This window comes from Actinoplanes aureus, assembly GCF_015704865.1.
GTDB lineage: Bacteria > Actinomycetota > Actinomycetes > Mycobacteriales > Micromonosporaceae > Actinoplanes > Actinoplanes aureus.
Map to the genome: position 1 here is coordinate 177,487 of NZ_JADQTO010000013.1, position 25,264 is coordinate 202,750.

At 71.6% G+C, this 25,264-nt stretch carries 23 protein-coding genes and 2 pseudogenes; 18 read left to right on the plus strand and 7 right to left on the minus strand.

Translation table 11 applies throughout. The annotated features are described in order from the left end of the window. Positions 1-43: 43 nt before the first annotated feature. Complete coding sequence (locus I4J89_RS26595) at positions 44-1,102, plus strand: pectinesterase family protein (RefSeq protein ID WP_196416806.1); 1,059 nt, start codon at positions 44-46, stop codon at positions 1,100-1,102. A 1,420-nt stretch (positions 1,103-2,522) separates the two neighbouring features. Here I4J89_RS26595 and I4J89_RS26600 read toward each other — a convergent pair. Continuing rightward, positions 2,523-3,239: a PaaI family thioesterase gene (locus I4J89_RS26600; RefSeq protein ID WP_373688158.1), complete on the minus strand. Its 717-nt coding sequence runs from the start codon at positions 3,237-3,239 to the stop codon at positions 2,523-2,525. Positions 3,240-3,409: 170 nt separating this feature from the next. On the opposite strand from I4J89_RS26600, the gene kstD (I4J89_RS26605) reads away from it, so the two are divergent. After that, positions 3,410-5,041 carry a 3-oxosteroid 1-dehydrogenase gene (gene kstD / locus I4J89_RS26605; RefSeq protein WP_196416808.1) on the plus strand — a complete coding sequence of 544 codons (1,632 nt, stop codon included), beginning with the start codon at positions 3,410-3,412 and terminating at the stop codon, positions 5,039-5,041. 11 nt (positions 5,042-5,052) lie between these two features. Next, a complete protein-coding gene (locus I4J89_RS26610) occupies positions 5,053-5,484 on the plus strand; it encodes a type II toxin-antitoxin system Rv0910 family toxin (RefSeq protein WP_196416809.1) in 432 nt (143 codons plus the stop codon). Here I4J89_RS26610 and kstR read toward each other — a convergent pair. Beyond that, positions 5,473-6,090 (minus strand): cholesterol catabolism transcriptional regulator KstR, encoded by a 618-nt coding sequence (kstR, locus tag I4J89_RS26615; RefSeq protein ID WP_196416810.1) that lies wholly within the window; start codon positions 6,088-6,090, stop codon positions 5,473-5,475. The two genes, I4J89_RS26610 and kstR, sit on opposite strands and share 12 nt — an antisense overlap. A gap of 101 nt (positions 6,091-6,191) precedes the next feature. Between kstR and I4J89_RS26620 the strand changes: the two genes are divergently transcribed. The 7 genes and pseudogenes from I4J89_RS26620 to I4J89_RS26645 all read left to right on the plus strand — a co-directional run bounded on the left by I4J89_RS26620 (position 6,192) and on the right by I4J89_RS26645 (position 12,239). Then, positions 6,192-7,268 (plus strand): acyl-CoA dehydrogenase family protein, encoded by a 1,077-nt coding sequence (locus tag I4J89_RS26620; RefSeq protein WP_196416811.1) that lies wholly within the window; start codon positions 6,192-6,194, stop codon positions 7,266-7,268. Continuing rightward, entirely contained in the window at positions 7,253-8,395 is a 1,143-nt protein-coding gene (locus I4J89_RS26625) for an acyl-CoA dehydrogenase family protein (protein WP_196416812.1), read from the plus strand. The genes I4J89_RS26620 and I4J89_RS26625 overlap by 16 nt, the downstream gene beginning before the upstream one ends. A 6-nt stretch (positions 8,396-8,401) precedes the next feature. Further along, positions 8,402-9,244 (plus strand): annotated as a pseudogene (locus I4J89_RS26630) (bifunctional MaoC family dehydratase N-terminal/OB-fold nucleic acid binding domain-containing protein); the annotation flags it as partial. Next, positions 9,230-9,607, plus strand: coding sequence for a MaoC/PaaZ C-terminal domain-containing protein (locus I4J89_RS49875; protein ID WP_230859651.1), 378 nt, complete (start codon positions 9,230-9,232; stop codon positions 9,605-9,607). The pseudogene I4J89_RS26630 and the gene I4J89_RS49875, both read left to right, overlap by 15 nt. Beyond that, complete coding sequence (locus I4J89_RS26635) at positions 9,604-10,749, plus strand: lipid-transfer protein (RefSeq protein ID WP_196416814.1); 1,146 nt, start codon at positions 9,604-9,606, stop codon at positions 10,747-10,749. Before I4J89_RS49875 ends, I4J89_RS26635 begins: the two co-directional genes overlap by 4 nt. A 130-nt stretch (positions 10,750-10,879) precedes the next feature. Then, on the plus strand, positions 10,880-11,434 hold the full coding sequence (locus tag I4J89_RS26640; RefSeq protein WP_196416815.1) for a hypothetical protein: 555 nt from the start codon (positions 10,880-10,882) through the stop codon (positions 11,432-11,434). An 85-nt stretch (positions 11,435-11,519) separates the two neighbouring features. After that, complete coding sequence (locus I4J89_RS26645) at positions 11,520-12,239, plus strand: alpha/beta fold hydrolase (protein WP_196416816.1); 720 nt, start codon at positions 11,520-11,522, stop codon at positions 12,237-12,239. On the opposite strand, the gene I4J89_RS26650 is transcribed toward I4J89_RS26645, so the two are convergent. Beyond that, positions 12,217-13,452, minus strand: a complete 1,236-nt coding sequence (locus I4J89_RS26650; RefSeq protein ID WP_255521799.1) for a macrolide family glycosyltransferase — start codon at positions 13,450-13,452, stop codon at positions 12,217-12,219. The genes I4J89_RS26645 and I4J89_RS26650 overlap by 23 nt on opposite strands. 44 nt (positions 13,453-13,496) lie before the next feature. On the opposite strand from I4J89_RS26650, the gene I4J89_RS26655 reads away from it, so the two are divergent. The 3 genes from I4J89_RS26655 to I4J89_RS26665 are packed head-to-tail and all read left to right on the plus strand — an operon-like array spanning position 13,497 to position 15,609. Then, on the plus strand, positions 13,497-14,066 hold the full coding sequence (locus I4J89_RS26655; RefSeq protein WP_196416818.1) for a TetR/AcrR family transcriptional regulator: 570 nt from the start codon (positions 13,497-13,499) through the stop codon (positions 14,064-14,066). A gap of 56 nt (positions 14,067-14,122) precedes the next feature. Beyond that, a complete protein-coding gene (locus I4J89_RS26660; protein WP_196416911.1) occupies positions 14,123-14,596 on the plus strand; it encodes a SigE family RNA polymerase sigma factor in 474 nt (157 codons plus the stop codon). Further along, positions 14,596-15,609, plus strand: coding sequence for a hypothetical protein (locus tag I4J89_RS26665; protein WP_196416819.1), 1,014 nt, complete (start codon positions 14,596-14,598; stop codon positions 15,607-15,609). Before I4J89_RS26660 ends, I4J89_RS26665 begins: the two co-directional genes overlap by 1 nt. On the opposite strand, the gene kstD (I4J89_RS26670) is transcribed toward I4J89_RS26665, so the two are convergent. Then, positions 15,610-17,244: a 3-oxosteroid 1-dehydrogenase gene (gene kstD / locus I4J89_RS26670; protein ID WP_196416820.1), complete on the minus strand. Its 1,635-nt coding sequence runs from the start codon at positions 17,242-17,244 to the stop codon at positions 15,610-15,612. 38 nt (positions 17,245-17,282) lie between these two features. Here kstD (I4J89_RS26670) and I4J89_RS26675 point away from each other — a divergent pair. From I4J89_RS26675 to dmpG, 4 genes and pseudogenes are all read left to right on the plus strand, one after another. Further along, positions 17,283-18,923, plus strand: a pseudogene (locus tag I4J89_RS26675) (FAD-binding protein); the annotation flags it as partial. A gap of 115 nt (positions 18,924-19,038) precedes the next feature. After that, positions 19,039-19,836: a 2-keto-4-pentenoate hydratase gene (locus I4J89_RS26680; protein ID WP_196416822.1), complete on the plus strand. Its 798-nt coding sequence runs from the start codon at positions 19,039-19,041 to the stop codon at positions 19,834-19,836. Beyond that, the gene (locus I4J89_RS26685) at positions 19,833-20,696 is read left to right on the plus strand and encodes an acetaldehyde dehydrogenase (acetylating) (protein WP_196416823.1); all 864 of its coding nucleotides are present in this window, start codon (positions 19,833-19,835) and stop codon (positions 20,694-20,696) included. Before I4J89_RS26680 ends, I4J89_RS26685 begins: the two co-directional genes overlap by 4 nt. Next, positions 20,693-21,706 (plus strand): 4-hydroxy-2-oxovalerate aldolase, encoded by a 1,014-nt coding sequence (gene dmpG, locus I4J89_RS26690; protein WP_196416824.1) that lies wholly within the window; start codon positions 20,693-20,695, stop codon positions 21,704-21,706. The genes I4J89_RS26685 and dmpG overlap by 4 nt, the downstream gene beginning before the upstream one ends. Positions 21,707-21,749: 43 nt before the next feature. Here the strand turns inward: dmpG and I4J89_RS26695 are convergent, their stop codons facing one another. The 3 genes from I4J89_RS26695 to I4J89_RS26705 are packed head-to-tail and all read right to left on the minus strand — an operon-like array spanning position 21,750 to position 24,009. Further along, complete coding sequence (locus I4J89_RS26695) at positions 21,750-22,667, minus strand: ferredoxin--NADP reductase (protein ID WP_196416825.1); 918 nt, start codon at positions 22,665-22,667, stop codon at positions 21,750-21,752. Beyond that, positions 22,667-22,897 (minus strand): hypothetical protein, encoded by a 231-nt coding sequence (locus tag I4J89_RS26700; RefSeq protein WP_196416826.1) that lies wholly within the window; start codon positions 22,895-22,897, stop codon positions 22,667-22,669. The genes I4J89_RS26695 and I4J89_RS26700 overlap by 1 nt, the downstream gene beginning before the upstream one ends. After that, positions 22,894-24,009: a 3-ketosteroid-9-alpha-monooxygenase, oxygenase component gene (locus I4J89_RS26705; RefSeq protein ID WP_196416827.1), complete on the minus strand. Its 1,116-nt coding sequence runs from the start codon at positions 24,007-24,009 to the stop codon at positions 22,894-22,896. Before I4J89_RS26705 ends, I4J89_RS26700 begins: the two co-directional genes overlap by 4 nt. 87 nt (positions 24,010-24,096) lie before the next feature. On the opposite strand from I4J89_RS26705, the gene hsaA reads away from it, so the two are divergent. Next, on the plus strand, positions 24,097-25,263 hold the full coding sequence (gene hsaA, locus I4J89_RS26710; protein WP_196416828.1) for a 3-hydroxy-9,10-secoandrosta-1,3,5(10)-triene-9,17-dione monooxygenase oxygenase subunit: 1,167 nt from the start codon (positions 24,097-24,099) through the stop codon (positions 25,261-25,263). The last annotated feature ends 1 nt before the right edge of the window (position 25,264 follow it).

Sequence of the window (25,264 nt, forward strand, 5' to 3'; positions counted from 1 at the left end):
CTACGGTGCGCAGGAAAGCCCTTTCCCGCAGCTAAGGATCCCCATGCGCCGACGCACCTTTCTGCATCTGTCGACCAGTATCAGCGCTGTCGCCGCCACCGGCCTGGTGGGCGCGCGACCCGCGCTGGCCGGGCCACGGCCCCGGCTGATCGTCGCCGCCGACGGCACCGGCGACCACACCGGCGTCCAGGCCGCGGTCGACGCCGTCCCCTCCGGCAACACCGAACCCTTCGTCATCGGCGTCCGCCCCGGCACCTACCTCGGTCAGGTGATCATTCCGGCCGACAAGCCGTACATCGAACTCCGCGGCCTCGGCCGCCGCCCCGCCGACGTGGTGATCGCCGACGACCGCGCCAACGGCACCCCGAAGCCCGGCGGCGGCACCTGGGGCACCTCGGGCAGCGCGTCCGTCACCATCGACGGTGCCGACCTGCGGGCGACCAACCTGACCTTCGCCAACCTCTTCGACGAGGCCGCCCACCCGGAGATCACCAACCGGCAGGCGGTAGCCGTCCTGACCCGCGCCGACCGGCTCGTCTTCGACCGGGTCCGCTTCCTCGGCAACCAGGACACCCTCTACGTCAACAGCCGGGCCGCCGGCGTAGTGGCCCGCGCCTACTTCCGCGACTGCTACGTCGAGGGCGACGTCGACTTCATCTTCGGCCGCGCCACCGCGGTCTTCGACCGCTGCCACATTTACTCCCTAGACCGGGCTTCGACCCCGGCCGGCTACGTGACCGCCCCCAGCACCGACATCACCAACCCGTACGGCCTGCTCTTCACCCGCTGCCGCCTCACCGCCGCGGCACCCGCCGGCTCGGTCTTCCTCGGCCGCCCCTGGCACCCCAGCAACGACCCCAACGCCATCGGCCAGACGATCATCCGCGAGTCGTTCATCGGCGCCCACATCCCCGCCACCGCCTGGTCCGACTTCGGCACCTGGCCCTGGCGCGACGCCCGCTTCGCCGAATACCGCAACTACGGCCCCGGCGCCGCCCCTTCGGCCGACCGCCCCCAGCTCACCCCCACCGAGGCCGCGGCACACAGCCCCACAACCTTCCTCCGAGGCGCCGACAACTGGGCCCCTCACCTCTGCCCTTGAGCCAAGCCCGCGCGCGACTCACCCTTCGCGGCTCCCTGAGGCCGAACGCCCACACCACAACCGCTACCGAACCAAGAAGCGCCACGACCCCCCGGCATCCGCCACAACGCCCGCCCACCATCCGGGGCCCAGCAAGATCAACTTAAGGCCGCCCAGCCACCTTTCGGGGTCAGGTTGGCTGTTCGCTTCTTCGGGGTACGCGTCCCGCGGTGTTCTCCGCGTTCCCGCGCGAGCTGACTGCCTGCGCCGCGGCCCTACCGCGACCGCCGGGCCCGGGTAGGTGGTGGCAGCCTTTGCGCTTGCGGCCGTCCGGTGGTTGCCGGCCAGCGGCCGAGCTGCCTGCTTGCGGTGTGTGGGGCCGGTAGCGGCCGGGGTGCTAGAGGGCTTCCGTAGTCAGGGTCCCCATGCGGTGATCTTTCTTGGCCCACGCTCAGTGCTGTCTCAACGGCCGCCAGACAGCACCCACGTTGGGCCGGACAAGACCCTGACCACGGAAGCCCTCTATCTAGCGGTTGCAGGGGCCGGTCGCGGCCTGCCGGTGGTTGCTGGCCAGCGGCCGAGGTGCCTGCTTGCGGTTGTAGGGCCGCTTGCGGTCGGCCGGTGGTTGCTGGCCAGCGGCTGGAGCGCCTACTCGCGGCTTGCAGGGCCGGTTGCGGCCGGCCGCTGGTTGCCGACCGCCCGGGCATGGCGGGTGTGGTGTGGATCAGCGAGACAGCCACTGCTGCTAGCTCGGTGGTCGACAAGGCGGGGTTGTGCGGGCCGGGGGGGGGGGGGGGGGGGGGGGGGGGGGGGGGGCGCCCCCCCGCCCGCCGCCGCGGGCGCCCCCCCCACAGCCGGGTGATCAGATAGGCCGAAAGAGCGGGCCCGGCTGTGCCTGATGGCTGTCACCACCTCCCGCACCGCGCTGAGCCGCGCTGGGCCGCACCGCGCTGGGCCGCGCTGGGCCGCGCCGCGCCGCGCTGGGTCGCGCCGCGCCGAGCCGTGCCGTTGTCAGCCGCGCCGCGCGGTTCCGTGCATCAGCGACGGCTGTGCTGGGTGAGCCGTCGTCTACGCACGTTTGGGTGCCGGGTTGCGTGCATGAGCGACGGCTGGGCAGGGTGAGCCGTCGGCCACGCACCCTTCCGTGTCCGATTGCGTACCTCAGCGACAGCTCGGCGGGTGCTATGCAACGTGGCTTGAGTGATCATGGTTGCGACCTGCCGGTAGGCGATCGCGGGCGTCGGCGACCTCCCTGGCGGCGACCCGGCCAAGTTGTTTCGCACGTGAGGAAACTGCGACCTCTCGGGGGCGAATAAAGATCAACTTGAGTCCAAGTGTTCCCGCGCGGCTAGCGCCTAACCAAGGCTAGGTGACTCGGCAGGTCCTGGCGATGGGGCGGCCGGAGACGCCGAATGGGCACGGCAGCCGCACAACCGAGGCGTCAACCAGCCCGGGACGGCCGGTTCGTGTTGACGACACGGCCGAAGAGGCGGCGGGCCTGCTCCGCCCGCAGCGCGATGAAGACACCGGTCGCGGCGACCAAAACCGTGTCGGGATCGTCGGCGGTGGTGAGCTGACCCGTCGCGGTCACCCGGCGGCCGTCGATGTCCTGGACCGTGGCGGTGAGCCGTAGCGGGGTGAGCAGCGGGACCGGCTTGCGGTACGTGGTGTCCAGCCGCACCGTCATGCCGGGGTGCCCGGCGATGCCGGCCGCGTAGCCGAGCATCTGGTCGAGGAGCATGGCGCTGACGCCGCCGTGCGCGTATGTCGGCGGACCCTCGAAAGCCATGCCGAGGGTGCAGGTGCCGACCGCGACCCCGTTGTCGGCCGCGATGTGCAGGGGTGGTGCGAGGGCGCTGCCGCTGCCAGTCACCGGGTTGTACATGCGCACCCCGCCGAGCAGGTCGTCGGCGGTGGGGAGGACTTCGCGGTCGCGGACCCGCTCGCCCAGTGGTGCGGCGGCCTGCCGGATGCGTTCGGCGGCGCGGCGCAGCTCCTCGGTCGGGGCCTCGGTGGTCGTCGCGTACTCCACCAGCAGGCGCAGCGCGTCGCCCAGCTCGCTGATCGCCTCGCGGCGACCCAGCAAACCGTCCACCGCGTGCAGGCGGCGCGTGGCTGGAGCGTGTTCTTCCGCCGGAGTCTTCTCGCCATCGGTCACCGGGTGTCCTCCAGCCGCGTCACGGCCCCTGCACATGCGAGTGCTGAACAGCATCAGGTTCTACCAAGGCTGGGGCCACCCGCACGCCTGCACCTAGTGAATCTTCTCACACTGCTATAACCTGTTCTAGTTATTGCGGGCCGGTAAACGACACGGCGGATGGGGAGACCATGGCGGTCACCATGGAGTACGACGCGGTCGTGGTGGGCGCCGGCGCGGCCGGCATGACGGCGGCGTTGGCGACGGCCCGCAGCGGGCTGAGCACCGTGGTGATCGAGAAGGCGCCCGTCTACGGCGGATCCACCGCCCGTTCCGGAGCCGGCATCTGGATCCCGAACAACGAGGTGATCCTGGCCGCGGGAGTGCCGGACACGCCGAGCAAGGCGGACACCTACCTGGCGGCGGTGGTCGGTCCCGAGGTGCCGGCCGCGCGCAGGCAAGCCTTCCTGACCGGCGGGCCACGGGCGATCTCGTTCCTGCTGCGCTGGTCGCCGCTGCGTTTCTCCTGGATGCGGGGCTACCCCGACTACTACCCGGAGCTGCCGGGCGGGATGCCGGACGGCCGGTCGATCGAGCCGCAGGCTCTCGACGCCAACATCCTCGGCGCGGAGTACACCAAGCTGAATCCGTCCTACGTCCCGACCCCGCCGGGCACCGTGGTGTACGACGTGGACTACAAGTGGCTCTCCCTGGTCGCCCGGCACCCGCAGGGCGTGGCCACCGCCACCGAGATCGTCTGGCGTTACCTCCAACTCTCCGCGCAGGGGCAGAAACCGATCAGCATGGGCCAGGCCCTCGCCGGCGGCCTCCGGGCCGGCCTGCTCGCCGCCGGCGTGCCGGTCTGGCTGGACACCCCGCTGCTCGACCTGCACGTGGAGAACGGCCGGGTCGCCGGGGTGGTGGCCCGGCGTGACGGCCAGGAGGTTTTGATCCGGGCACGACAGAAAACGATCATCGGCAGCGGCGGCTTCGAGCACAACGAGCGGATGCGCAAGCAATACCAGGAGGCGCCGATCGGTACGGACTGGACGGTCGGAGCCGCGAGCAACACCGGTGACGGCATCGAGGCGGGGGAGCGGGCCGGAGCCGCACTCGGGCTGATGGACGACGCCTGGTGGGGCCCGATGATCCCGCTCCCGGACGGTCCCTGGTTCTGCCTGTCCGAGCGGACCCTGCCCGGCACCATCTTCGTCAACCAGGCCGGTCGGCGGTTCGTCAACGAGGCCGCGCCGTACAGCGACGTCGTGCATGTCATGTACGAAAAGGACCACATCCCGTGCTGGATGATCACCGACCAGGAGTACCGCAACCGGTACCTGTTCAAGGATCTCGCCCCGCTGCTGCCCTATCCGGAAGGCTGGTACGAGGCCAAGGACTGGTCGATCGGCGGGCTGGCCGCGAAGATCGGCGTGCCGGCGGCCGCGCTGCGCGCCACGGTCGACCGGTTCAACGCCCAGGCCCGTGCCGGGCGTGACCCCGACTTCCATCGCGGCGACAGCGCCTACGACGCGTACTTCGCCGATCCCACCAACCAGCCGAGCCCGTGCCTGGCGCCGATCTGGCTGCCGCCGTTCTACGCCTTCAAGATCGTGCCCGGCGACCTGGGCACCAAGGGCGGCCTGGTCACCGACGCCCGGGCCCGCGTCCTGCGGCCGGACGGCTCGGCGATCCCGGGTCTCTACGCGGCCGGTAACGCCAGCGCGGCCGTCATGGGACACAGCTACGCCGGTGCCGGCTCCACCCTCGGCCCGGCGATGACGTTCGGCTATGTCGCCGGAACGGATCTTGCAGCGAGAAAATAGGAGGAACAACGATGCCCAAGGTCAGCGTCACGGCCGTCACCACGGCCGACCCGGAGCGGGTTTACCAGGTCCTGGCCGATCCGTCCCGGACCCCCGAGTGGAACGACATGCACCAGGGTTTCACCGGCGACGTGCCGGCCACCCTCGCCGAGGGCACCACGTACAAGCAGAAGGTGAAGCTGATGGGCATGCCCGCCGAGATGGCCTGGAAGGTCGTCGCGGCGGACGCCGGCAAGGTCCTCGAGCAGGCCGGCGACGGCCCGATGGGCGTGAAGTCGAAGAACCGCTTCCTGCTGGAACCGGCCGATGGCGGCACGCAGATCACCTACGACATGGAGTTCAACGGGCCGGCACTGAACGGTCCGATGGCCGCGATGCTGGAGAAGCAGGCAGGGCCCGCCGCGAAGCAGGCCCTGGAGAAGTTGAAGGGTCTAGTGGAGTAGCAGCCGGGTCGCCAGCTCGAGGTGGTTGACCACGTCGTTCGCCGAGGCTCGGCGGGTTACCCAGGCCACCAGGTTGGACAGCCAGACATCACCGATCACCCGCGCTTTCGCCCGGTCGTCCGCGGTCGGCTCGCCGTCGTGGACGGCCCGGGTGACCATCTCCTCCATCAGGCGCGCCACCGCGTTCACCTCCGCGCTGGCGGACGGGTCGGCGAACATGAAGGCCCGGGTCATCGCCTCGGCGAGCAGCGGATCGCGCTGCAGGGACCGGGTCATCAGGCCCAGCACGTAGATGGTCCGCTCATACGGCGTGTCGCCGGGAAGCGGCTTGCGGGTCAGCTTGTCCTGGATCGCCTCCAGCTCCAGAGCGAGCGCCGACACCAGTAGGTGGATCTTCGAGGGGAAATAGCGGTACAACGTGCCGAGAGCGACCTCGGCCTTCTCCGCGACGGTGCGCATCTGCACCGCGTCGTAGCCACCCTTGGACGCCAGCGCCAGCGTGGCCTCCAGGATCCGCCGCCGCCGATCCCGCTGTGCGGCCGAACCCTGCTCGGCCTCCGCGCCGGGGACAGCGCCCCGGTTGGTACTCGTTCTCGCTGTCGCCATGGTTGCCCTTTCGCCTCTGAATCAAGCCTAGCAACGGCGCGTTGCCTACCCGGGTCACCCATCGGTGGCGCGCCGAAACTGAAACGTGTTCTAATCGCTGCATGGATTTCCGTCCGGACGAGGCACAGCAGGCGATCATCCGCCTCACCGGCGAGGTGCTGGACGGCAACCCGGACGCCCCGGAGAAGGCCTGGGCGGATCTCGGCCGAGCCGGACTGCTCAGCCTCGCGGTGCCGGCCCGGCTCGGCGGAGCGGGCTTCGGTGCCCTGGAGACCGCCCTCGTGCTGACCGAGATCGGCCGCCGGGCGGTCGACGTCCCGGCCTTCCAGACTCTCGCCCTAGGTGTGCTGCCGGTCGCCCGCTGGGGCACCGAGCAGCAGCAGGACGAGCTGCTCACCGACGGGCGCACCTTCACAGCGGCCATCGCCGAGCCCGGCGATCCGCTCCCGGCCGCGCCCCGCACGCTCGCCACGCCGGACTGGCAGCTCACCGGCGTCAAGACCGGTGTGACCGAAGCCGACCACATCCTCGTCACCGTCAGCACCGAAGAGGGCCCAGCCGTCGCGATCATCGATCCCGCGACGCCCGGCGTCAGCCGCGAGGGCCAGATCCTGCGCCTCGACCAGGCACAAGCGCGGCCGCTGGGCGAGGACCGGCCGCAGGCGCGGCCACCGGGCAAGGATCGGGCGCAGGCGCGGCACGACGGCGCGAGCCGGGCAGATTGCCATGCCGACCTGCATCGGTACGCCCGAAGCGGCGCCTGTGCCCTGGCCGACGGAGCCCTCGCCGGCGCTCTCGCGCTCACCGCCGACCACGTGCGCACCCGCCACCAGTTCGGCCGGCCGCTCGCCACGTTCCAGGCCGTCGCCCAGCAGATCGCCGACGTCTACATCGCCAGCCGCACGCTGCACGTGATCACGCTCGCGGCCGCCTGGCGTCTCGGCGCCGGCCGCCCCGCCGACGACGATCTAGCCGTCGCAGCGCAATGGCTCACCGCCGAGGCGTTACCGGCCGTACGGACCTGCCACCACCTGCACGGCGGCCTCGGCCTGGTCGCTGACTATCCGCTGCACCGCCACACCACCCTGCTGCGCGACATGGTCCGCTTCCTCGGCGGCCGCGAGCACTGCGTGGAGGCGCTGGGCAAGAGGGTGGGAGCGCCGTGTTCATCGACCTGACTGAGGAGCAGCGGGAGCTTCGGGACGAGCTTCGCGCGTACCTGCGAATGGTTTTGACCCCGGCGCAACGCGCCGTGCTCCTTCGCGAACGGCACGGGCGCGCGCATCGCGACCTGGTGTCCCGCCTGGGCCGCGACGGCTGGCTCGGCCTCGGCTTCCCGGTGGAGTACGGCGGCCGCGGCCTCGGCCCGGCCGAACAGCAGATCTTCGTCAACGAGGCGGCCCGCGCCGACGTGCCGCTGCCCGCCGTGACCCTGCAGACCGTCGCGCCCACCCTGCTCGCGCACGGCACCGACGAGCAGAAGGAGTTCTTCCTGCCGCGGATCCTCGCCGGCGAGCTGCACTTCGCGATCGGCTACACCGAGCCGGAGGCCGGCACCGACCTGGCCGCGCTGCGCACCCGGGCCGTCCGGCGGGGCGAGGAATACCTGGTCAACGGCCAGAAGACGTTCACCACCGGAGCGCACGACGCGGACTACCTGTGGCTGGCCTGCCGCACCGATCCGGACGCGCCCCGGCACCGCGGCCTGTCCATCCTGATCGTCGACACAGCGGACCCCGGCTACTCGTGGACGCCGATCATCACGTGCGACGGGGCGCATCATGTCAACGCGACCTATCTCAGCGACGTGCGCGTGCCGGTCAGCCGCCGGGTCGGCGAGGAGAACGGTGGCTGGCGGCTGCTCACCGCGCAGCTCAACCATGAGCGCGTCATGCTGGGGCCGGCCGGGCGGATCGGGGTCCTTCTGGATCGGGTGCGCGACTGGACGTACGCCTCAGGGGTTTCCGAACGTGCCGAGGTCCGCCGCGCGCTGGCCCGGACCCACGCCGCGCTTCGCGTCAACGAGCTGCTCAACTGGCAGGTCGCCGGCGGCGAGCCGAGCCCGGCCGACGCCTCGGCGACCAAGGTCTTCGCCTCCGAGCGGCTGCTCGAGCTGGGCAGCCAGCTCGAGGAGCTGGTGGATCGCTTCGGCGATCCCGCCGACCCGGACACCGCCGCCCTGCGTGAGTGGCTGGATCTGCAGGCCAAGCGCAATCTGGTGCTCACCTTCGGCGGCGGTGTCAACGAGATCCAGCGCGAGATCATCGCCAGCGCGGGCCTCGGCCTGCCCCGAGTGCCCAGGTAGGTCCTGATGATCACCGAGACGGCGCAGCGTCTGAAGGAAGCCGGTGAGACGGAACCGCGGGCCGGCCGGGACCCGGTCAACCTGCCGATGATCCGCACCTGGCTGGAGGCGATGGGTGACGCCAACCCGGCCTACGAACGGGACCGGCTCGCCCCGCCCGCGATGATCCAGGTCTGGACCATGCGTGGCCTCGGCACGGTCACCCCGGACGATCCGCTCCAGGTCATGTCGACGGTGCTGGAGGACGCCGGATACACCGCGGTGGTCGCCACCGACTCGGAACAGAATTACCACCGCTATCTCCGACTCGGTGAAGAGATCACGGTCCGTAGCCGGCTGGAGTCGGTGACCGGGCCGAAGCGGACCGCGCTCGGTGAGGGGTGGTTCGTCACCACGGTGAGCACCTGGTTCGCCGGTGGGGAAGCGGTCGCCGACATGCGGTTCCGGATCCTGCGCTACCGCCCGGAGCCGCGTGGCGAAAGGCCGGACGTGGCGCCGCTGCGGCCGGTGGTCACTCCGGACACCGCCTTTTTCTGGGCCGGCGTCGAGGCGGGCGAGCTGCGCATCCAGCGCTGCGGCGAATGTCGCACGTTGCGGCATCCGCCGGGCCCGGCCTGCCCGGCCTGCGGCGCCACCAAGCCGGAGTACGCCGTCGCGTCCGGCACCGGCCGCGTCCACAGCTTCGTGGTGCACCACCATCCGCCGATCCCCGGCCGGCGGGCGCCGTTCGTGGTCGCGCTCGTCGACCTCACCGAGGGGGTACGGATGATCGCCGAGTTCCGCGGTCCCCGCCCGGCCATCGGCGACCCGGTGCGGGTGTTCTTCGACGACGGCCTGCCGGTCTGGCGCCCCGACCAGCCGGTACTGCCCACCTGGGAGCTGACGGCCACCCCCACGCTGATCATCAGCACCGCGCTGGCCACCCGCGACTTTCAGAACGTCCACCACGACCGGGACGCCGCCGTCCGGCTCGGCGGCCGGGACATCTTCCTCAACATCCTCAGTACCACCGGCCTGGTCCAGCGCTACGTCACCGACTGGGCGGGACCGGAGGCCGTCGTGCACTCCATCGCGATCCGGCTCGGCACGCCCTGCCACGCGTACGACACGCTCACCTTCACCGGCCAGGTGGTCGAGGCCGGAGTGGTGGAGGTCGTCGGGCGTACCGCGGCGGGCGTGCACGTCACCGGAACAGTGCGGGTCAGCTCATGATCGGCCGGATGTCCGCGATCGCCGGCATCGGGGCGACCGAGTTCTCCAAGGACTCCGGCCGCAGCGAGCTGCGCCTGGCCACCGAGGCCGTCCGTGCCGCCCTCGACGACGCCGGCCTGCGGCCCGGCGACGTCTCCGGCCTGGTCACCTTCACCATGGACAGCAACGCGGAGATCGCCGTCGCGCGCGAGCTGGGCATGGGCGAGCTGAGCTTCCTGAGCCGGATCGGGTACGGGGGAGGCGCCGCCTGCGCGGTCGTGCAGCAGGCCGTCCTCGCCGTCACCGCGGGCCTCGCCGACGTGGTGGTCTGCTACCGCGCGCTCAACGAGCGGTCTGGCCGCCGGTTCGGGCAGGCCTTCGCGTCACCGGACGTCGACTCCGGCTGGCACCACCCGATGGGGCTGGCCACCCCGGGCGCGATGGTCGCCATGGTCGCCCAGCGGTACCTGCACGACTACGGCGCGTCCACCGACGACTTCGGCCGGGTCACGGTCGCCGCCCGCCGGCACGCCGCGACCAACCCGTACGCCTGGTTCCACGGCCGCCCGATCACCCTCGACGAGCACCGCGCCTCCCGGTGGATCACCGAGCCGCTCCGGCTGCTCGACTGCTGCCAGGAGAGCGACGGCGCGGTCGCCCTGGTGGTCACGTCGCTGGCCCGCGCCCGGGATCTGGCCCGGCCGCCGGCGGTGATCGCGGCGGCGGCACAGGGCAGCGGGCCCGATCAGTACGTGATGACCAGCTACTACCGGGACGACGTGGCGGCGCTGCCGGAGATGGGTGTGGTGGCGCGGCAGTTGTGGGGGCAGTCCGGCTACGGTCCGGAGGACGTGCGGACTGCTGTCCTCTATGACCACTTCACCCCGTACGTGCTGATGCAGCTGGAGGAGCTCGGGTTCTGCGGGCGCGGCGAGGCCCGGCACCTGATCGCCGGCGGCGGGATCGAGCTGGGCGGGCGGCTGCCGGTTAATCCGCACGGTGGGCAGCTCGGGGAGGCGTACATCCACGGGATGAACGGCATCGCCGAGGCGGTACGGCAGGTCCGCGGCACGGCCGTGAACCAGGTCCCCGGCGACGGGCCGGTTCTGGTGACCGCCGGGACCGGCGTACCCACCAGCGGCCTGATCCTCGCTGCCGCCTGATCGGTCAGACTCCGCCGTCCGTTCCGGTAGCGGGTGGGGTGCGGGTCCCGTACCGCTGGAGGATCTTTCATATGCTGTGGCGCGATGCGGCCCGGCAGGGGCGGCCGCCGATGCTACGGGGAATACAGTCTTGTCGAAACGCGCCGTTCTGTTCGCCTCCGTCCCGATGCTGGCGCTCGCGTTGGTCGCGGGGTGCACCTCCGACTCCGAGCCGAAGAAAGAGCAGGAGGTCGTCGACCAGTCGAACTCGCTCGCCGTCGCCGGCGACGGGATCGAGTGGGAGAAAGTCGTCGAACCGTGCAAGTCGGGCGAACTGGTCGTCGTCCAGGACGTGGCGACCGCCGACGTGACCGGCGACGGCGCTGTCGACTCCGCGGTGGCCCGGGCCTGTGAGGGTGTCGACGAGTACGGCCCGTCGACGGTCGAGGTCTTCGACGGCGCCTCGGCGGCGGCCCAGCCCAAGCGGCTCGGCACGCTGCTGGCCGACGTGAACCCGGACAAGCCGTACGTGGACTCGGTCGAGTTCAGCGAGGGCGGCCTGCTGATCAAGGCCAACGGCGTCGACGAGACGAGCGACGCGGCCTGCCCCGAGGTGGTCTTCACGTACCGCTACAAGTTCAGCGGCGGGTCGTTCCAGCAGGAGAAGCGCGAGACCGTGCCGGACGAGACCTGCGGACCGGAGTAGTCCCTCACGGCCGCAGCGCGTCGATCAGCTCGTATCGTCATGATCGAACTTCACGCGCGTAGGCTTCGGGGCCGGGGGCCCGTCTATGCCTGAGATCGAGTTGTCCGCCGGCGTGCTGGAGTTCGACGACACCGGCGGTTCCGGACCGGTGATCGTGCTGCTCACCGGGTTGTTCATCGGCCGCTCGCTGTGGCGGGCCGTGGTCGCGGACCTCGCGCCCGGCCACCGCTGCCTCGTGCTGGAGCTGCCGCTCGGCGCGCACCGCGAGCCGATGCGTGACGGCGCCGACTTGAGCGGGCGCGGGCTGGCCGGCCTGGTCGCCGAGTTTCTCGAACGCTTTGACCTGCACGACGTCACCCTGGTCGGCTGCGACTGGGGCGGTGCGCAGCTCGTCGCCGCGTACGGACCGCACGAGCGGGTCGGCCGGCTGGTCCTGCTGCCGCAGGAGTCCTTCGAGAACTATCCGCCCGGGCTGCCCGGCAAGACGGCCTGGCTCGCCTCCAAGGTGCCGGGCCTGCTCGCGCTGGCACTCCAGCAGATGCGGATCCGGCCGATCCGGCGTTCCCCACTGAACTTCGGGTTGATGTCGAAACGCCCGGTCCCGGACGCGGTGATGGACGAGTGGCTGCGCCCGGCCCTCGGGTCCGCCCGCATCCGGCGGCCGGACCACGGCCCGCGGCTCGCCCGGCAGTTTCCGGACGGCCGCCTGGCCGAGGTGCCCGACTCGTACACCCTGATCCCGGAGGATCAGCCGCGGCGGTGCGCCGAGCTCATCCGTACCTTCATCGCGGAAAACGCTCGCTGACGACCGGCAGCGCGGCCTCGATCAGGTCCGCTGCGCGGTCGGCGCCGCCGTGCGTACGCAGCTCGTTCTTGATCTCCGCGCATCGCGCGGCCACCGCGGCATCGGTCGTGAGGTGCAGCAATGCCTCGCGGAGCTCTTCCGGGGTGACCGTGGCCGAGTCGACGACCCGGCCGACGCCGAGGGCGGCCAGTTGCTCGGCGTTGGCGAACTGGTCGGCCGCCTGCGGTGCGGCGATCATCGGTACGCCGCAGTACAGCCCCTCGCTGCTGCCGCCCATCCCGGCGTGGGTGAGGAACGCGTCCGCCTGCTCCAGGATGGCCAGCTGCGGCACCCATGAACGCACCTCGACGCTGTCCGGCACGGCGCCGAGCTCGGCCGGGTCGACCTGGCTGCCGATCTGCAGGACCGTGTGCCAGCCGGGCAGCGAGCCGAAGGCGGCGATGGAGCGCCGGTAGAAGCCGGGATGCTTGGTGAAGGCCGAGCCGAGCGAGACCAGCAGCACTTTCTCCGCGTCGGCGGGCCGGGTCCAGGTGCCCTGCGCGGACCGGTCGCCGAGGATCGGGCCGACGAAGTCGTAGACCTTGGCGTCGACCCGGTCCGCGCACGGTTGCAGGGCGCGGGGGATGAGCGCCAGGCTCCGATCCGGCCGGCCCATGAAGGCGGGGCCGTCGGTGACCCGCGATCCCGACTCGGTCAGCCAGGCGGTGAACCGCCGGTAGTAGTCGGCGCCTCGCGGGTCGGCCCGCATGGCCTCGATCATCGGGGCCATGTCCTGCTCGTACCCGTCCCAGGCGACGAACGTGGGGGAGAGCTGGACGGCCGGGACACCCCACTCGTCGGCGAGGATCCGGGCCGGCGCACCGGCGATGTCGTAGAGGAACAGGTCGGGGCGGTCGTCCTGATACGCCGCCCGCAGCTGCGGGAGCATGGCGATCGCGTCGTCGAGGAAGAGCGTGAGCTGGTCGATCTGGTCCCCGTCCGTGCCCAGCCTGCCTTTGAGCAGGGTCGATTCGTATGGCTTGAGCTCGGCGCCGCTGCCGCGGACCGGGTCGGCGAACGAGGGGTCATTCGCATAAGTCACCCGGTGGCCGCGGGCCACCAGCGTGCGCACGATCTCCAGGCTCGGGTTGACGTGTCCGTGGGCGGGGATGCTGACGATGGCGATGTGCGGCACGGGATGGTCCTTTCGTGGTGTGCCCTGACCGTAGCACAAAACGAGACGCGACGTCTCGTCTCATTTTCGGTAGGCTCTCCGCCGTGACCGCTCCCCGCCGCAACGAACGCTCCCGCCGCGCGATCCTCACCGCCGCCCTGGAGCTCCTGACCGAAACCGGCTACCCCGACCTGACCGTCGAGGCGATCGCCGCCCGGGCCGGCGTCGGCAAGCAGACGATCTACCGCTGGTGGCGCGGCAAGGGGGCGGTCATCCTCGAGGCGATGGTGGACTCCGTGCCTCCGAACGCGGTCCTTCCCGACACCGGCGATCTGCGCGCCGACCTGCGTACCGTCATCCGCGCCACGGTCGCCGAGTTCGCCGACCCCAGGCTGTCGGCCACCACCCGGGCCATCACCATCGAGACGCTATCCGACGAGGCGCTCGCCGAGCAGGTCCGCGACCAGCTCCTGCGGCCCCAGCTCGCCGCCGTGAAGGACCGGCTGCGCGCCGGGCAGGCCACCGGGCAGGCCCGCGACGGCATCGACCTCGACCTGACGGTCGAGCTGCTCTTCGGTCCGATCTATCATCGCTGGCTGCTGCGCAACGGGCCGCTCACCGAGGGGTACGCCGATGAGCTCGTCGATCTGGCGATGACCGCGATCACCCCGTGACCGAAACAGTTCCCGATCATGTCTACGGAACGGAGGGCTCACCGCGTTCCACGGGTGTGACGTTCGAGGAGTACGCGTACGCCCGCGGCCCGGCCCTGATCCGGCTCGCACGCCTGCTCTGCGGCGACGAGCACCGGGCCGAGGACCTCGTGCAGGACGTGCTGGCCCGGGCGTACGCCCGCTGGGGCCGGATCGCCCGCACCGACCGGCCCGACCTGTACGTGCGCCGGATGCTGGTCAACGCCCACCACTCCTGGTGGCGGCGGCTCAGCAACCGGGAGGCCACGGTCGCCACGGTCGCCGACCGGCCCGGCCCGGCCGACGCCGCCGCGGAGCAGGCCGAGCGTGACGAGCTGTGGCGACTCGTCCAGGCCCTGCCCGACCGGCAGCGCACCGTGATCGTCCTGCGCTACTACGAGGACCTCGACGACGCCACCATCGCCGAGATCATGGACTGTTCCGCCGGCACCGTCCGGACCCACGCGAAACGGGCGCTCGACGCGCTCCGCGTACTCCAGGGAGTGTGCTGATGTCCCTCGACGAGCGACTCGCCGCCACCCTCGCCGCCCACGCCGGAGCCGATCCCGACCCGGCGCCGATCGTCGAACGTGCCCGTCACCGCGGCCGCCGCCTCAAGCGCCGCCGCCGCGGGCTGATCGGGCTCGGCGCCGCCGCCGTCTGCGCGGTCGTCGCCGCCGTCTTCCTCGTCCCGCAGTCCGGCCCGGTCCGGCGGGCGGACGCGGTCCTGCTGCCCGCGGCACCGGGCCGGCCCGGCGCCGCCGACCGCCCCGACCTGGTCGGCACCGACCCGTGGACGCTGCACTTCACCGCGGACGATCTCGTCGCCGGCGCCGGCCACGTCGAGTGGAAGGCGGGCGGCGGCTTCGAGAGCGTCGAGTACTGGGGGCCGGGCGGCCACGGCCGTCTCCTGCTGGCCCAGGACACCGACACGCTCGACCCGATCAAGCAGGCGCTCTCCTCGACGGCCTCGATCGAGTACCGGTCGAACCCGACCGAGGTCCGTGTCGCCGGGCGCCCCGGGACCGCCCGCTTCGAGCCGAACGGGGGCGGCCCCGACCTGTGGGTGGTGCGCTGGGAGCCGCTCGACGGGTTGTGGGCGCGCTTGGAGGTCTACGCGAACGGCCAGGACGCTGCGATCGCCGTGGCCGAGCGGTTCCGCTACGACGGCGCCCGCCGTTGCGCGGTGCCGTTCCGGCTCACCGAGCTGCCCGCCGGTTCGCGGACGCTGGTCTGCTCGGTCCAGCTCGGCGCCACCTTCATCGAGGGCACGCTCGTGGTGAACGACGACACCCGGCGGTGGGTGAGCGTACGGGCGCAGCTCACCGAGGACGAGGGCCCGGCCGAGGTGCGACGCCGGGGCGAGCGCGCCGACGTCCTGGAGAAGCGCGTCGAGCCGTTCGCCGTGGAGGCCCATCTGTCCGGGCTCGGGAACACCCCCCGCAGCTACACGGAGGAGGAGGGCCGCGCAATCTTGAACGGCGTCCGCCCGAACGGCGACCCCGACGAGATCAGCACCTGGTGATCATGCGCGTGCCGCTCGGACCTCGGCCATGTCCAGGGCGGCCAGGTAACCGAAGGTCATCGCCGGGCCTAGGGTGGCGCCGGCGCCGGCGTAGCCGCGACCCATCACCGTCGCGCTGGCGTTGCCGGCGGCGTACAGGCCGGCGATCGTGGAGCCGTCGGACCGCAGCACCCGGGCGTGCTCGTCGGTGCGTAGCCCGCCCTTGGTGCCCAGGTCGCCGGGTACCAGGGAGAACGCGTAGAACGGCGGCTTGCGCAGCGGGCCCAGGCACGGGTTCGGCCGCTGGCGCGGATCGCCGTAGTAGCGGTCGTACGCCGACTCGCCCCGGCCGAAGTCGTCGTCCGTACCCCGCTCGGCGAAGCCGTTGAATCTCTCCACCGTGGCCCGCAACGCCTCGGCCGGCACCTCGATGCGGGCGGCCAGGTCGTCGAGGGTGCCGGCCCGGTGCGCCACGCCGGCGTCGAACCAGCGGCGGGGCAGCGGGGCGCGCGGTGCCCGGCCGGCGAACAGGTAACGGTCCCGGTAGGACTGGTCGGTCACCAGCCAGGCCGGCAGGTGCGGGCCGGAACCGTCGCGGCCCAGCATGGCGTGGACGGCCTCGAGGTACGGCGTGGCCTCGTTGACGAACCGGCGGCCCGTACCGTCCACGATCAGGCTGCCCGGCAGGTTGCGTTCGGCCAGGCAGAAGTACGCCCCGCCGGTGAGCGGCAGCGACGGACCCCACCAGGCCTCGTCCATCAGGTCCAGCGCCGCACCGAGCTGTTGCCCGGCCTCGATCCCCTCGCCGGTGTTGCCGGTCGCGCCGACCGTCCACTCGGTGCCGATCCGCTGGTAGTGGCGGCGCATCCGCTCGTTCTGCTCGAACCCGCCGCTGGCCAGCAGCACCCCGGACCGGGCGTGCAGCACCCGGTCGCCGCACCGGATCCCGGTGACCCGGTCCCGCTCGACGACCAGGCCGGTCAACGCGGTGTCCAGCAGCACCGGCACCCCGGCCCGGCGCAGGCCCGCCCGCAACCCCGCGGCGAGAGCCTGCCCCATGGTCAGCCGGTGCCGCCCGCGCAGCCGGTCCGCCGTACTGCGCACACCGAGCCGGGCCGCGGTCAGCGCCGAGCGCGGATGCCGTACGCCCAGCGACAACCACCGGTAGTCCACCGCCGTGACCGCCATCCCGTTCGGCGCCGCCCGGTAGGGCGCGGCGAGCGTCGCCAGGTCCGGCCCGATCAGGCGGGTGTCCAGGGGTTTCGGCTCGATCGAGCGGCCCCGGGCCAGCCCGCCCGGCGCCTCCGGGTGATAGTCGGGATAGCCCGGCACCCAGGCGAAGTCGAGCGGGGTGTGCGACCGGACGAACGCCAGCATCGCGGGCCCGTGCTCCAGGAACGCGCGCCGCCGGGTGAGCGGCACGTCCGGACCCGCGACGTACGCCAGATGCGTGCCGTCATCAGCGGACCCGGCACCCAGCACCTGGTTGCCCGGCAGCCACAGCGCCCCGCCGGACCGCGCGGTCGAACCGCCGTAGACCGGCGCCTTCTCGACCACGACCGCGGACAGCCCGTGATGCGCCGCGGCCAGTGCCGCCGTCATCCCGGCTCCGCCGCTGCCGACCACCACGACGTCGAATGCGTCTCCCTCGCTCATCACTAGAACAGGTTATAGTTATCTCGCTCTCGAAGGCCATGAGCAATCCGAACGACACTGATACGCGTTCCAGAAATGGAGAGCCGGTGTACGACGTCGTGGTGGTGGGGTTCGGGGCGGCCGGCGCCTGCGCCGCGATCGAGGCCGCCGAGTCCGGTGCCACCGTGCTCGTGCTCGACCGGTTCGGCGGGGGTGGCGCCACCGCGATCTCCGGCGGCATCGTCTACGCCGGCGGCGGTACCGGCCCGCAGCGCGCGGCAGGCGTCACCGACACCCCGCAGGCGATGTACGACTACCTGCGCCACGAGGTCCGCGACGCGGTCACGCCGGGCACCCTCCGCCGGTTCTGCGAGCAGAGCGCCGGGCTGCTCGACTGGCTCACCCGCCACGGGGTTCCGTTCGACTCGCGGTTGTGCCCGTACAAGACGTCGTACCCCACCAACCGCCACTACCTGTACGTGTCCGGCAGTGAGCGGCCGCCCGTACCGCGAGGCCATCGCACCCACGGCCGTGGCACGTCCGGCGGCCTGCTCTACGCCCGCCTCGCCGAGGCGGCTCGGACCGCGGGTGCCGAGGTACGCACCCAGACCCGCGCGCTCCACCTGATCACTCACCCGTCAAACGCCCGGGTCGTGGGTGTCGAATGCCGCACTCTCGCCGGCTCACCGTTCTGGGCCCGTGCGGGCCACCGCCTGCTGCACCGCCTGTCGGTCAAACCCGGCGTCTACCTGCCGGGCCTGGGCCGGACCCTGCACCGCGCGGCCGCCGCCCTGGAGGATCGCTACGGCCGGCCGATGCGTGTCACCGCCCGCAGCGTGATCCTCGCCGCCGGCGGATTCGTCTTCGACCACGACATGATGCGGACGCACGCGCCGGCCTACCGGGGCGGGCTGCGCCTGGGCACGCCCGGCGACGACGGTTCCGGCATCCGGCTCGGAGCCGCTGCCGGCGGCGGCACCGGCCACCTGGACCGGGTCACCGTCTGGCGGTTCATCACCCCGCCGTCTGCGCTGCTCGGCGGCTTGTTGGTGGACCGGGACGGGCATCGGGTGTGCGACGAGTCCCGGTACGGCGCCGCGGTCGGCGAAGCCGTCCTGCGCAGTCCCGGCGGCCGCGCCTGGCTGCTGGTGGACGCCGGCGTGCTGGCCGAGGCCCGACGGCAGGTACGCCGGCAGACTCTCTGGTTCCAGCGCTTACAGGCATGGTGGATGCTCAGCGGTGGCCGGGTGTCCGCACCCACTCTGGACCTGGTGGCCCAGCGCGCCGGGGTGGACCCGGCCGGCCTCGCCGCGACGGTCGCCGCCTATCGGGCGGCGGTCCTGCCCGGGGCCGCCGGTTCCGACGGCCCGGACCGGGCGGCCGCCGGCGATCCGGCCGGCAAACCGGCCGAGCTGGTCCGCCCGCTGAACCGGCCGCCCTACTCGCTGATCGACGTCTCGATCCGGGCCCGGCGCCTGCCCGCCCCGATGCTGACGCTCGGCGGCCTGACCGTCGACGAGGACACCGGCGTGGTCCTGCGCCCCGACGGCACCGCTGTTCCCGGCCTCTACGCGGCGGGCCGGAGCGCGGTGGGAATCTGCTCCGGCGCCTACGTCAGCGGCCTCTCCCTGGCCGACTGCGTCTTCTCCGGACGCCGAGCCGGCCACGCCGCCGCGCAAATCAGCCGGAGCACGGACGCCGAATCGATCGACCCGGTTCGCGGGGCCGGCCGGCCGGTCGCGGCCGAGCACGCCGGCGGGCCGGTCGAGCACGCCGGCGGGCCGGTCGAGCACGCCGGCGAGGAGGGACCCGAGCATGCTCACCGACGCTGACCGCCGTGCCATCGCCGACCGGCTCTACGCCGCGGAACGTGACCGCGCGCCCATCCCGCCACTGATCCAGGAGCATCCGGAGCTGACGGCGGCGGACGCCTACACGATCCAGCTGCACAACATCGCCCGCCGGTCGGCGCCGATCGTCGGGCACAAGGTGGGGCTCTCCTCGAAGGCGATGCAGGAGATGATGGGCGTCGACGAGCCCGACTACGGGCACCTGCTCGCCGACATGCGCCTCAGCGAGACCGAACCGGCCGACGCCGGCCGCTACTGCTATCCGCGTGTGGAGATCGAGGTCGCGTTCCTGCTCGGCGCGGATCTGCCCGGACACGACTGCACCGAAGCGGACGTGCTGGCGGCCACCGAGGCCTTCGCTCCGTCCATCGAGCTGATCGACAGCCGGATCGTGGACTGGAAGATCAGCCTCGCGGACACGATCGCCGACAACGCCTCGTCCGCCGGGTTCGTGGTGGGTGCTCAGCGCGTACCCCCGGGTGATCTTGATCCGCGCGGCATCGCCGCGGTCCTCTATCGCGGCGCCGAGCCGGTCGTGCGGGGCCGGTCCGACGCCGTGCTCGGCAATCCGGTGACCGCGGTCGCCTGGCTGGCTCGGACCGTCGCGGAGTTCGGGGTACGGCTGCGTGCCGGACATCTGATCCTGCCGGGCGCCTGCGCCCGGGCGGTCGACGCGCACCCCGGCGACGAGTTCCGCGCGGTCTTCACCGGTCTCGGCGAGGTCCGCCTGCATTTCCAGAAGGCGAAGGAGGATCGGCTATGAAGGTGACCGCCGCCATCGTCGGGTCCGGCAACATCGGCACGGACCTGCTGTACAAGCTGTTGCGTTCCCCGGTGATCGAACCGCGCTGGATGGCCGGGATCGATCCGGACAGTCCGGGGCTGCACCGGGCGGCGCAGCACGGCCTGGTCACCGGCGCCGGCGGCGCGGACTGGCTGCTCAGCCAGAATCCGCTTCCTGACCTGGTCTTCGAGGCCACCTCGGCGTCGGTGCACCGGGCCAACGCGCCGGCCTACGCGAAGGCCGGCATCCGGGCGATCGACCTGACCCCGGCGGCGGTGGGCCCGTCCGTGGTGCCGGAGGTGAACCTCGGTGAGCACCGGGACGCGCCGAACCTCAACCTGACCACCTGTGGCGGGCAGGCGACGATCCCGATGGTGCACGCGGTGTCGCAGGTGACGCCGGTGAGCTATGCCGAGATCGTGGCGAGCGTGGCGTCCCGGTCGGCGGGCCCGGGTACCCGCGCCAACATCGACGAGTTCACCCGGACGACGAGCCGCGGCCTGGAGTCGATCGGCGGTGCGGCCCGGGGCAAGGCGATCATCGTGCTGAACCCGGCCGAGCCGCCGCTGATCATGCGGGACACGATCTTCTGCGCCGTGTCGCCGGACGCCGACACCGCTGCGATATCCAAGTCGGTCACCGAGCGGGTCACCGAGATCGCCCGCTACGTGCCGGGCTATCGGCTGCTCGACGAGCCGCAGTTCGACCGGGTCGGCGATGTCCTCCGGGTCGGCATCTTCGTCGAGGTGGAAGGCAGCGGAGACTATCTACCGAAATATGCGGGGAACCTGGACATCATGACCGCTGCGGCGGTCCGCGTGGGGGAGGCGATGGCATGACCGTCGACGTACGAATCACCGACTCCTCACTGCGGGACGGCTCGCACGCCAAACGCCACCAGTTCACCGCCGAGGAGGTCGCCTCGATCGTCGCCGCTCTCGACGCGGCCGGCGTACCGGTGATCGAAGTGACCCACGGCGACGGCCTCGGCGGTTCGTCGTTCACCTACGGCCTGAGCCGCACCCCGGAGCAGGAGCTGATCAGCGTCGCGGTCCGCACCGCCACCCGCGCGAAGATCGCCTTCCTGATGCTGCCCGGCGTCGGTGTCATCGACGACATCCGGGCCGCCGCCGGCAACGGCGCGAGCGTCTGCCGGATCGCCACCCACTGCACCGAGGCGGACATCGCCGTCCAGCACTTCGGCCTCGCCCGCGACCTCGGCCTGGAGACCGTCGGCTTCCTGATGATGGCCCACTCGCTCCCGCCGGAGCGGCTCGCCGAGCAGGCCCGGATCATGGCGGACGCCGGCTGCCAGTGCGTCTACGTGGTCGACTCGGCCGGCGCGCTCGTGCTCGACCAGGTCGGCGACCGGGTCGCCGCGCTCGTCGCCGAGTTGGGCGACGCCGCGCAGGTGGGCTTTCACGGCCACGAGAACCTGGGCCTCGGCGTGGCCAACTCGGTCCTGGCCTACCGGGCCGGCGCCAAGCAGATCGACGGCAGCACCCGCCGGTTCGGGGCGGGCGCCGGGAACACCCCGGTCGAGGCGTTCGTCGGGGTCTGCGACAAGCTCGGCATCCGCACCGGGGTCGACTTCTTCAAAATCGTGGACGCGGCCGAGGACGTGGTCCGCCCGGCGATGCCGGACGAGTGCAAGCTGGACCGGATGGCGTTGATCATGGGTTACGCCGGGGTCTACTCCAGCTTCCTGCTGCACGCCTGGTCGCTGGCCGAGCGCTACCAGGTCTCCGGCGCCGAGATCCTGGTCAAGGCCGGCGAACGCCGCCTGGTCGGCGGCCAGGAGGACCAGTTGATCGGCATCGCACGCGAGCTCGCGCTCCGCACCCCTTGAAAACCCTTCGGGGTACGCGCTCCGCCGTCCCGCCGAGGGGTTCTCAGTAATAGGTGACCGTGACCTGATCGGTGCGCGCGACCGCCTGGCAGGCCAGGATGTAGCCTTCGGCGAAATCCTCCTCCTCGAGGATCTCGTTGTTCACCAGGTCGACCTCGCCGCTGGTCATCCGGACCGCGCAGGCGCCGCACTGGCCCTGCCGGCACGAGAAGGGCGGGTTGAGGCCGGCGTCGATGATCACGTCGAGGAGGCGCTTGCCGGCCGGCCAGGGGAGTTCGTGGGTCTGGCCGTCGATGGTGACCGTGGCGACGGCTTCCTGGCCGCCCACGGCTTCGGTCTCGAAGCGTTCCACCCGTACGGCGGCGACGCCGGCCAGCTGCAACGCCTTCTCCGCCACGGCGACGAACGCTTCCGGGCCGCAGACGAAGGCTTCCCGATCCGCGTACGGGGTGAGCAGGGCGGCCAGCGTGTCCGCGGTGGGGACTCCCTGTTCGCTGTCCATCCAGTAGGTCACCGGGAGCAGCTCGTCCAGCTCCTGCTTGAAGATCACCGAGGACGGGTCGCGGTTCGCGTAGATCAGGGCCAGGTCGCCGCTGCCGCGCGCCCGGACCGACTTGATGATTCCCATGATCGGGGTGATGCCGGAACCACCGGCCAGCAGCAGCAGATCGTCGTCGAGGGAGTCCGGGGTGAACGTGCCGGCCGGTTCGGAGAATTCCAGGAGGTCGCCGGCGCGGACGTGGTCGCAGATCCAGTTGGACACCGCGCCGTCGCGGACCCGTTTCACCGTGACCTTCGGCGCGTCGCCGGTGTACGGCGAGCTGGCCAGCGAGTAGCACCGGGCTCCGGCCGGGGTGCGGACCGTCAGGTACTGCCCGGGGCGGTAGTCGAGCGTGGTGCCGAGGACCAGTGAGCAGGCGTCCGGCGTCTCGATGATCACCTCAGCGACTCCGATGAGCATCAGCTCACCTCCAGGCGGCCCTCACGCACCGCGCGGTCGATGCTGTCCCGCAGGTCCGGGCAGGTCGGCACCAGCGCGGTGGGCCGCCCGCCGGCCGCCGCCGCCAGCAACGGACAGGCCGGGCCGGCCCACTGCACGCTGGTCTGCATCGCGCTGCGCTTGCCGGCCTGCACCCCCTGACCGCAGCTGTCGCACCGGAGGCCGGTCAGCACCTCCTCGGCGATGTTCATGACGCGGCGCGGGCCTGGTTGGCGGCGACCTCGGCCTCCCATGTCTCGACGGCCCGGGTGGTGTCCACCTCGAACTCGTAGCGCGCCACCATGTCCTCGGTGACGTCCTCCACGTCCACGTAGAACTGCTCGTACCAGCGGCGCAGCTGGTAGACCGGGCCGTCCTCGGCGCAGAGCAGCGGGTTGTCGATGCGGGTCTTGTGTTTCCAGATCTCCACGTCCTGGAGGAAGCCGACGCCGATGCTCTGGGAGAACTTGGCCGCCGCCTTCGCCGCCTGCTCGGTGGTGAGGCCGGGCAGGCTCTTCACGATCACGCCCCACTGGAGCACGAACGAGTTCGGCGTGACCGGGTAGTGGCAGTTGATCAGCACCGACTCCACGTCGATGCCGTGCCAGTTGTGGTACAGGTAGTCGATCATGTACGACGGCCCGTAGTACGCCGCCTCGGACCGCAGCGTGGCGTCACCGGACTGGCTGGCCGTGCTCGGCACGTCCGGCCGTGGCCGGGTGTTCAGGAACTGGGCCGCCACATGCCCCTCCAGGACGTTCTTGAAGAACGTCGGGAAGGCGAAGTGGATGTAGAAGAAGTGCGCCATGTCGACCACGTTGTCGATGACCTCGCGGCAGTTCGCGCCGTCGATGCGTACCGAGTCCCACGTCCAGGTGCTCCACTCGTCGGAGAACGCGCCCTCGATGCGCGGGATCGCCACCTCGGGCGGTGGCGGGCGGCCCTGCGGGTCGTTCCAGACGAAGAGCTGGCGGTTCTCCTCGCAGGTCAGCCAGGAGCGGGTGCGGGCGCGCGGCGGGACGCGGAACGCGTACGGCACCGAGTCGCAGCGGCCGTCCCCGCGCCACCGCCAGTCGTGGAACGGGCAGGCGACGGTGTCGCCCTTGATCGTCCCCATCGTCAGGTCGCCGCCCATGTGCCGGCAGTAGCCGTCGAGAACGTGCAGCTCGCCCTGCGAGTCCGCGAAGACGACGAGCTTCGTGCCGAACGCCTCGATAGCGTGCGGTTTGCCGTCCCGGAACGAGTCGGCGAGACCGAGGCAGTGCCAGCCCCGGGCGAACCGGGCCGGAACAGTCCCGGTGTCGATGGTGCGTGGTTGCTCCATGAGCCGCTCCAGACCTGTTCCCCAAGTAGAACGTGTTCTAGTATAGGGATCGTCCGACACCCGGCCAACCCCCGCTGGAGGGATCTCATGGACGCGGTCCTCGACGGAATACGCGACCTGTTACCTGTTCTACGCGAACGAGCGCAGGAGACCGAGGACCGCCGGGTGTTGTCGGCCGAGACCGTCAAGTCGCTGGCCGAGACCGGCTTCTTCCGACTTCTGCAACCCACCCGGTTCGGTGGTCTCGAGGCGCACCCGCTCACCTTCCTCACCGCGGTGCGCGAGATCGCCTCCGCCTGCGGCTCCACCGGCTGGGTCGCCTCGGTCGTCGGCGTGCACAACTGGCAGCTCGGCCTCTTCCCGGACCAGGCGCAACAGGACGTCTGGGCGTCCGACACGAGCACCCGGATGTCCTCGTCCTACGCCCCGACCGGGAAGATCACGGCGGTCGAGGGCGGCTACCGGGTCACCGGCCGCTGGAGTTTCTCCTCCGGCTGCGACCACGCCACCTGGGTGCTGCTCGGCGGCATCATCCCGCCCGGCGAGGACGGCTCACCCGCCGACTTCCGCACCTTCCTGCTGCCGATCAGCGACTACACCATCGAGGACGTCTGGCACACCGTCGGCCTGCGCGGCACCGGCAGCAACGACATCGTGGTCGACAACGCGTTCGTCCCGGAGTACCGGACGCTCAGCTTCAACGACACCGCCCGCTGCATCTGCCCCGGTCAGGAGCAGAACCCCGGGCCGCTCTACAAGATCCCGTACGCGTCGATTTTCTCGTACGCCATCACCACCCCGATCATCGGCATGGCCACCGGCGCGTACCAGGCGCACGTCGAGTACACGCGCAAGCGCGTCCGGGCGTCCTACGTCGGCGTCAAGGCCGCCGAGGACCCGCACTCCCAGGTGCGTGTGGCGGAGGCGGCCGGCGACATCGACTCCGCCTGGTTGGCCTTGCAGGCCAACATGCGCGAACTGATGGATCTGGTCACCGCCGGCACGAAGCTCCCGATGCCACTCCGGTTGCGCGTCCGCCGCGATCAGGTACGCGGAACCGAGCTCTCGATCCGCGCCGTCGACCGCCTCTTCGAGAACTCCGGCGGCCGGGCCCTGGCCGTCGGCACCCCGATCCAGCGGTTCTGGCGCGACGCACACGCCGGCCGGGTGCACGCCATCAACGACCCGGAACGCGCCCTGTCCATGTTCGGCCGCGGCGAGTTCGGGCTGCCGCTCAACGACGCGATGGTGTGAC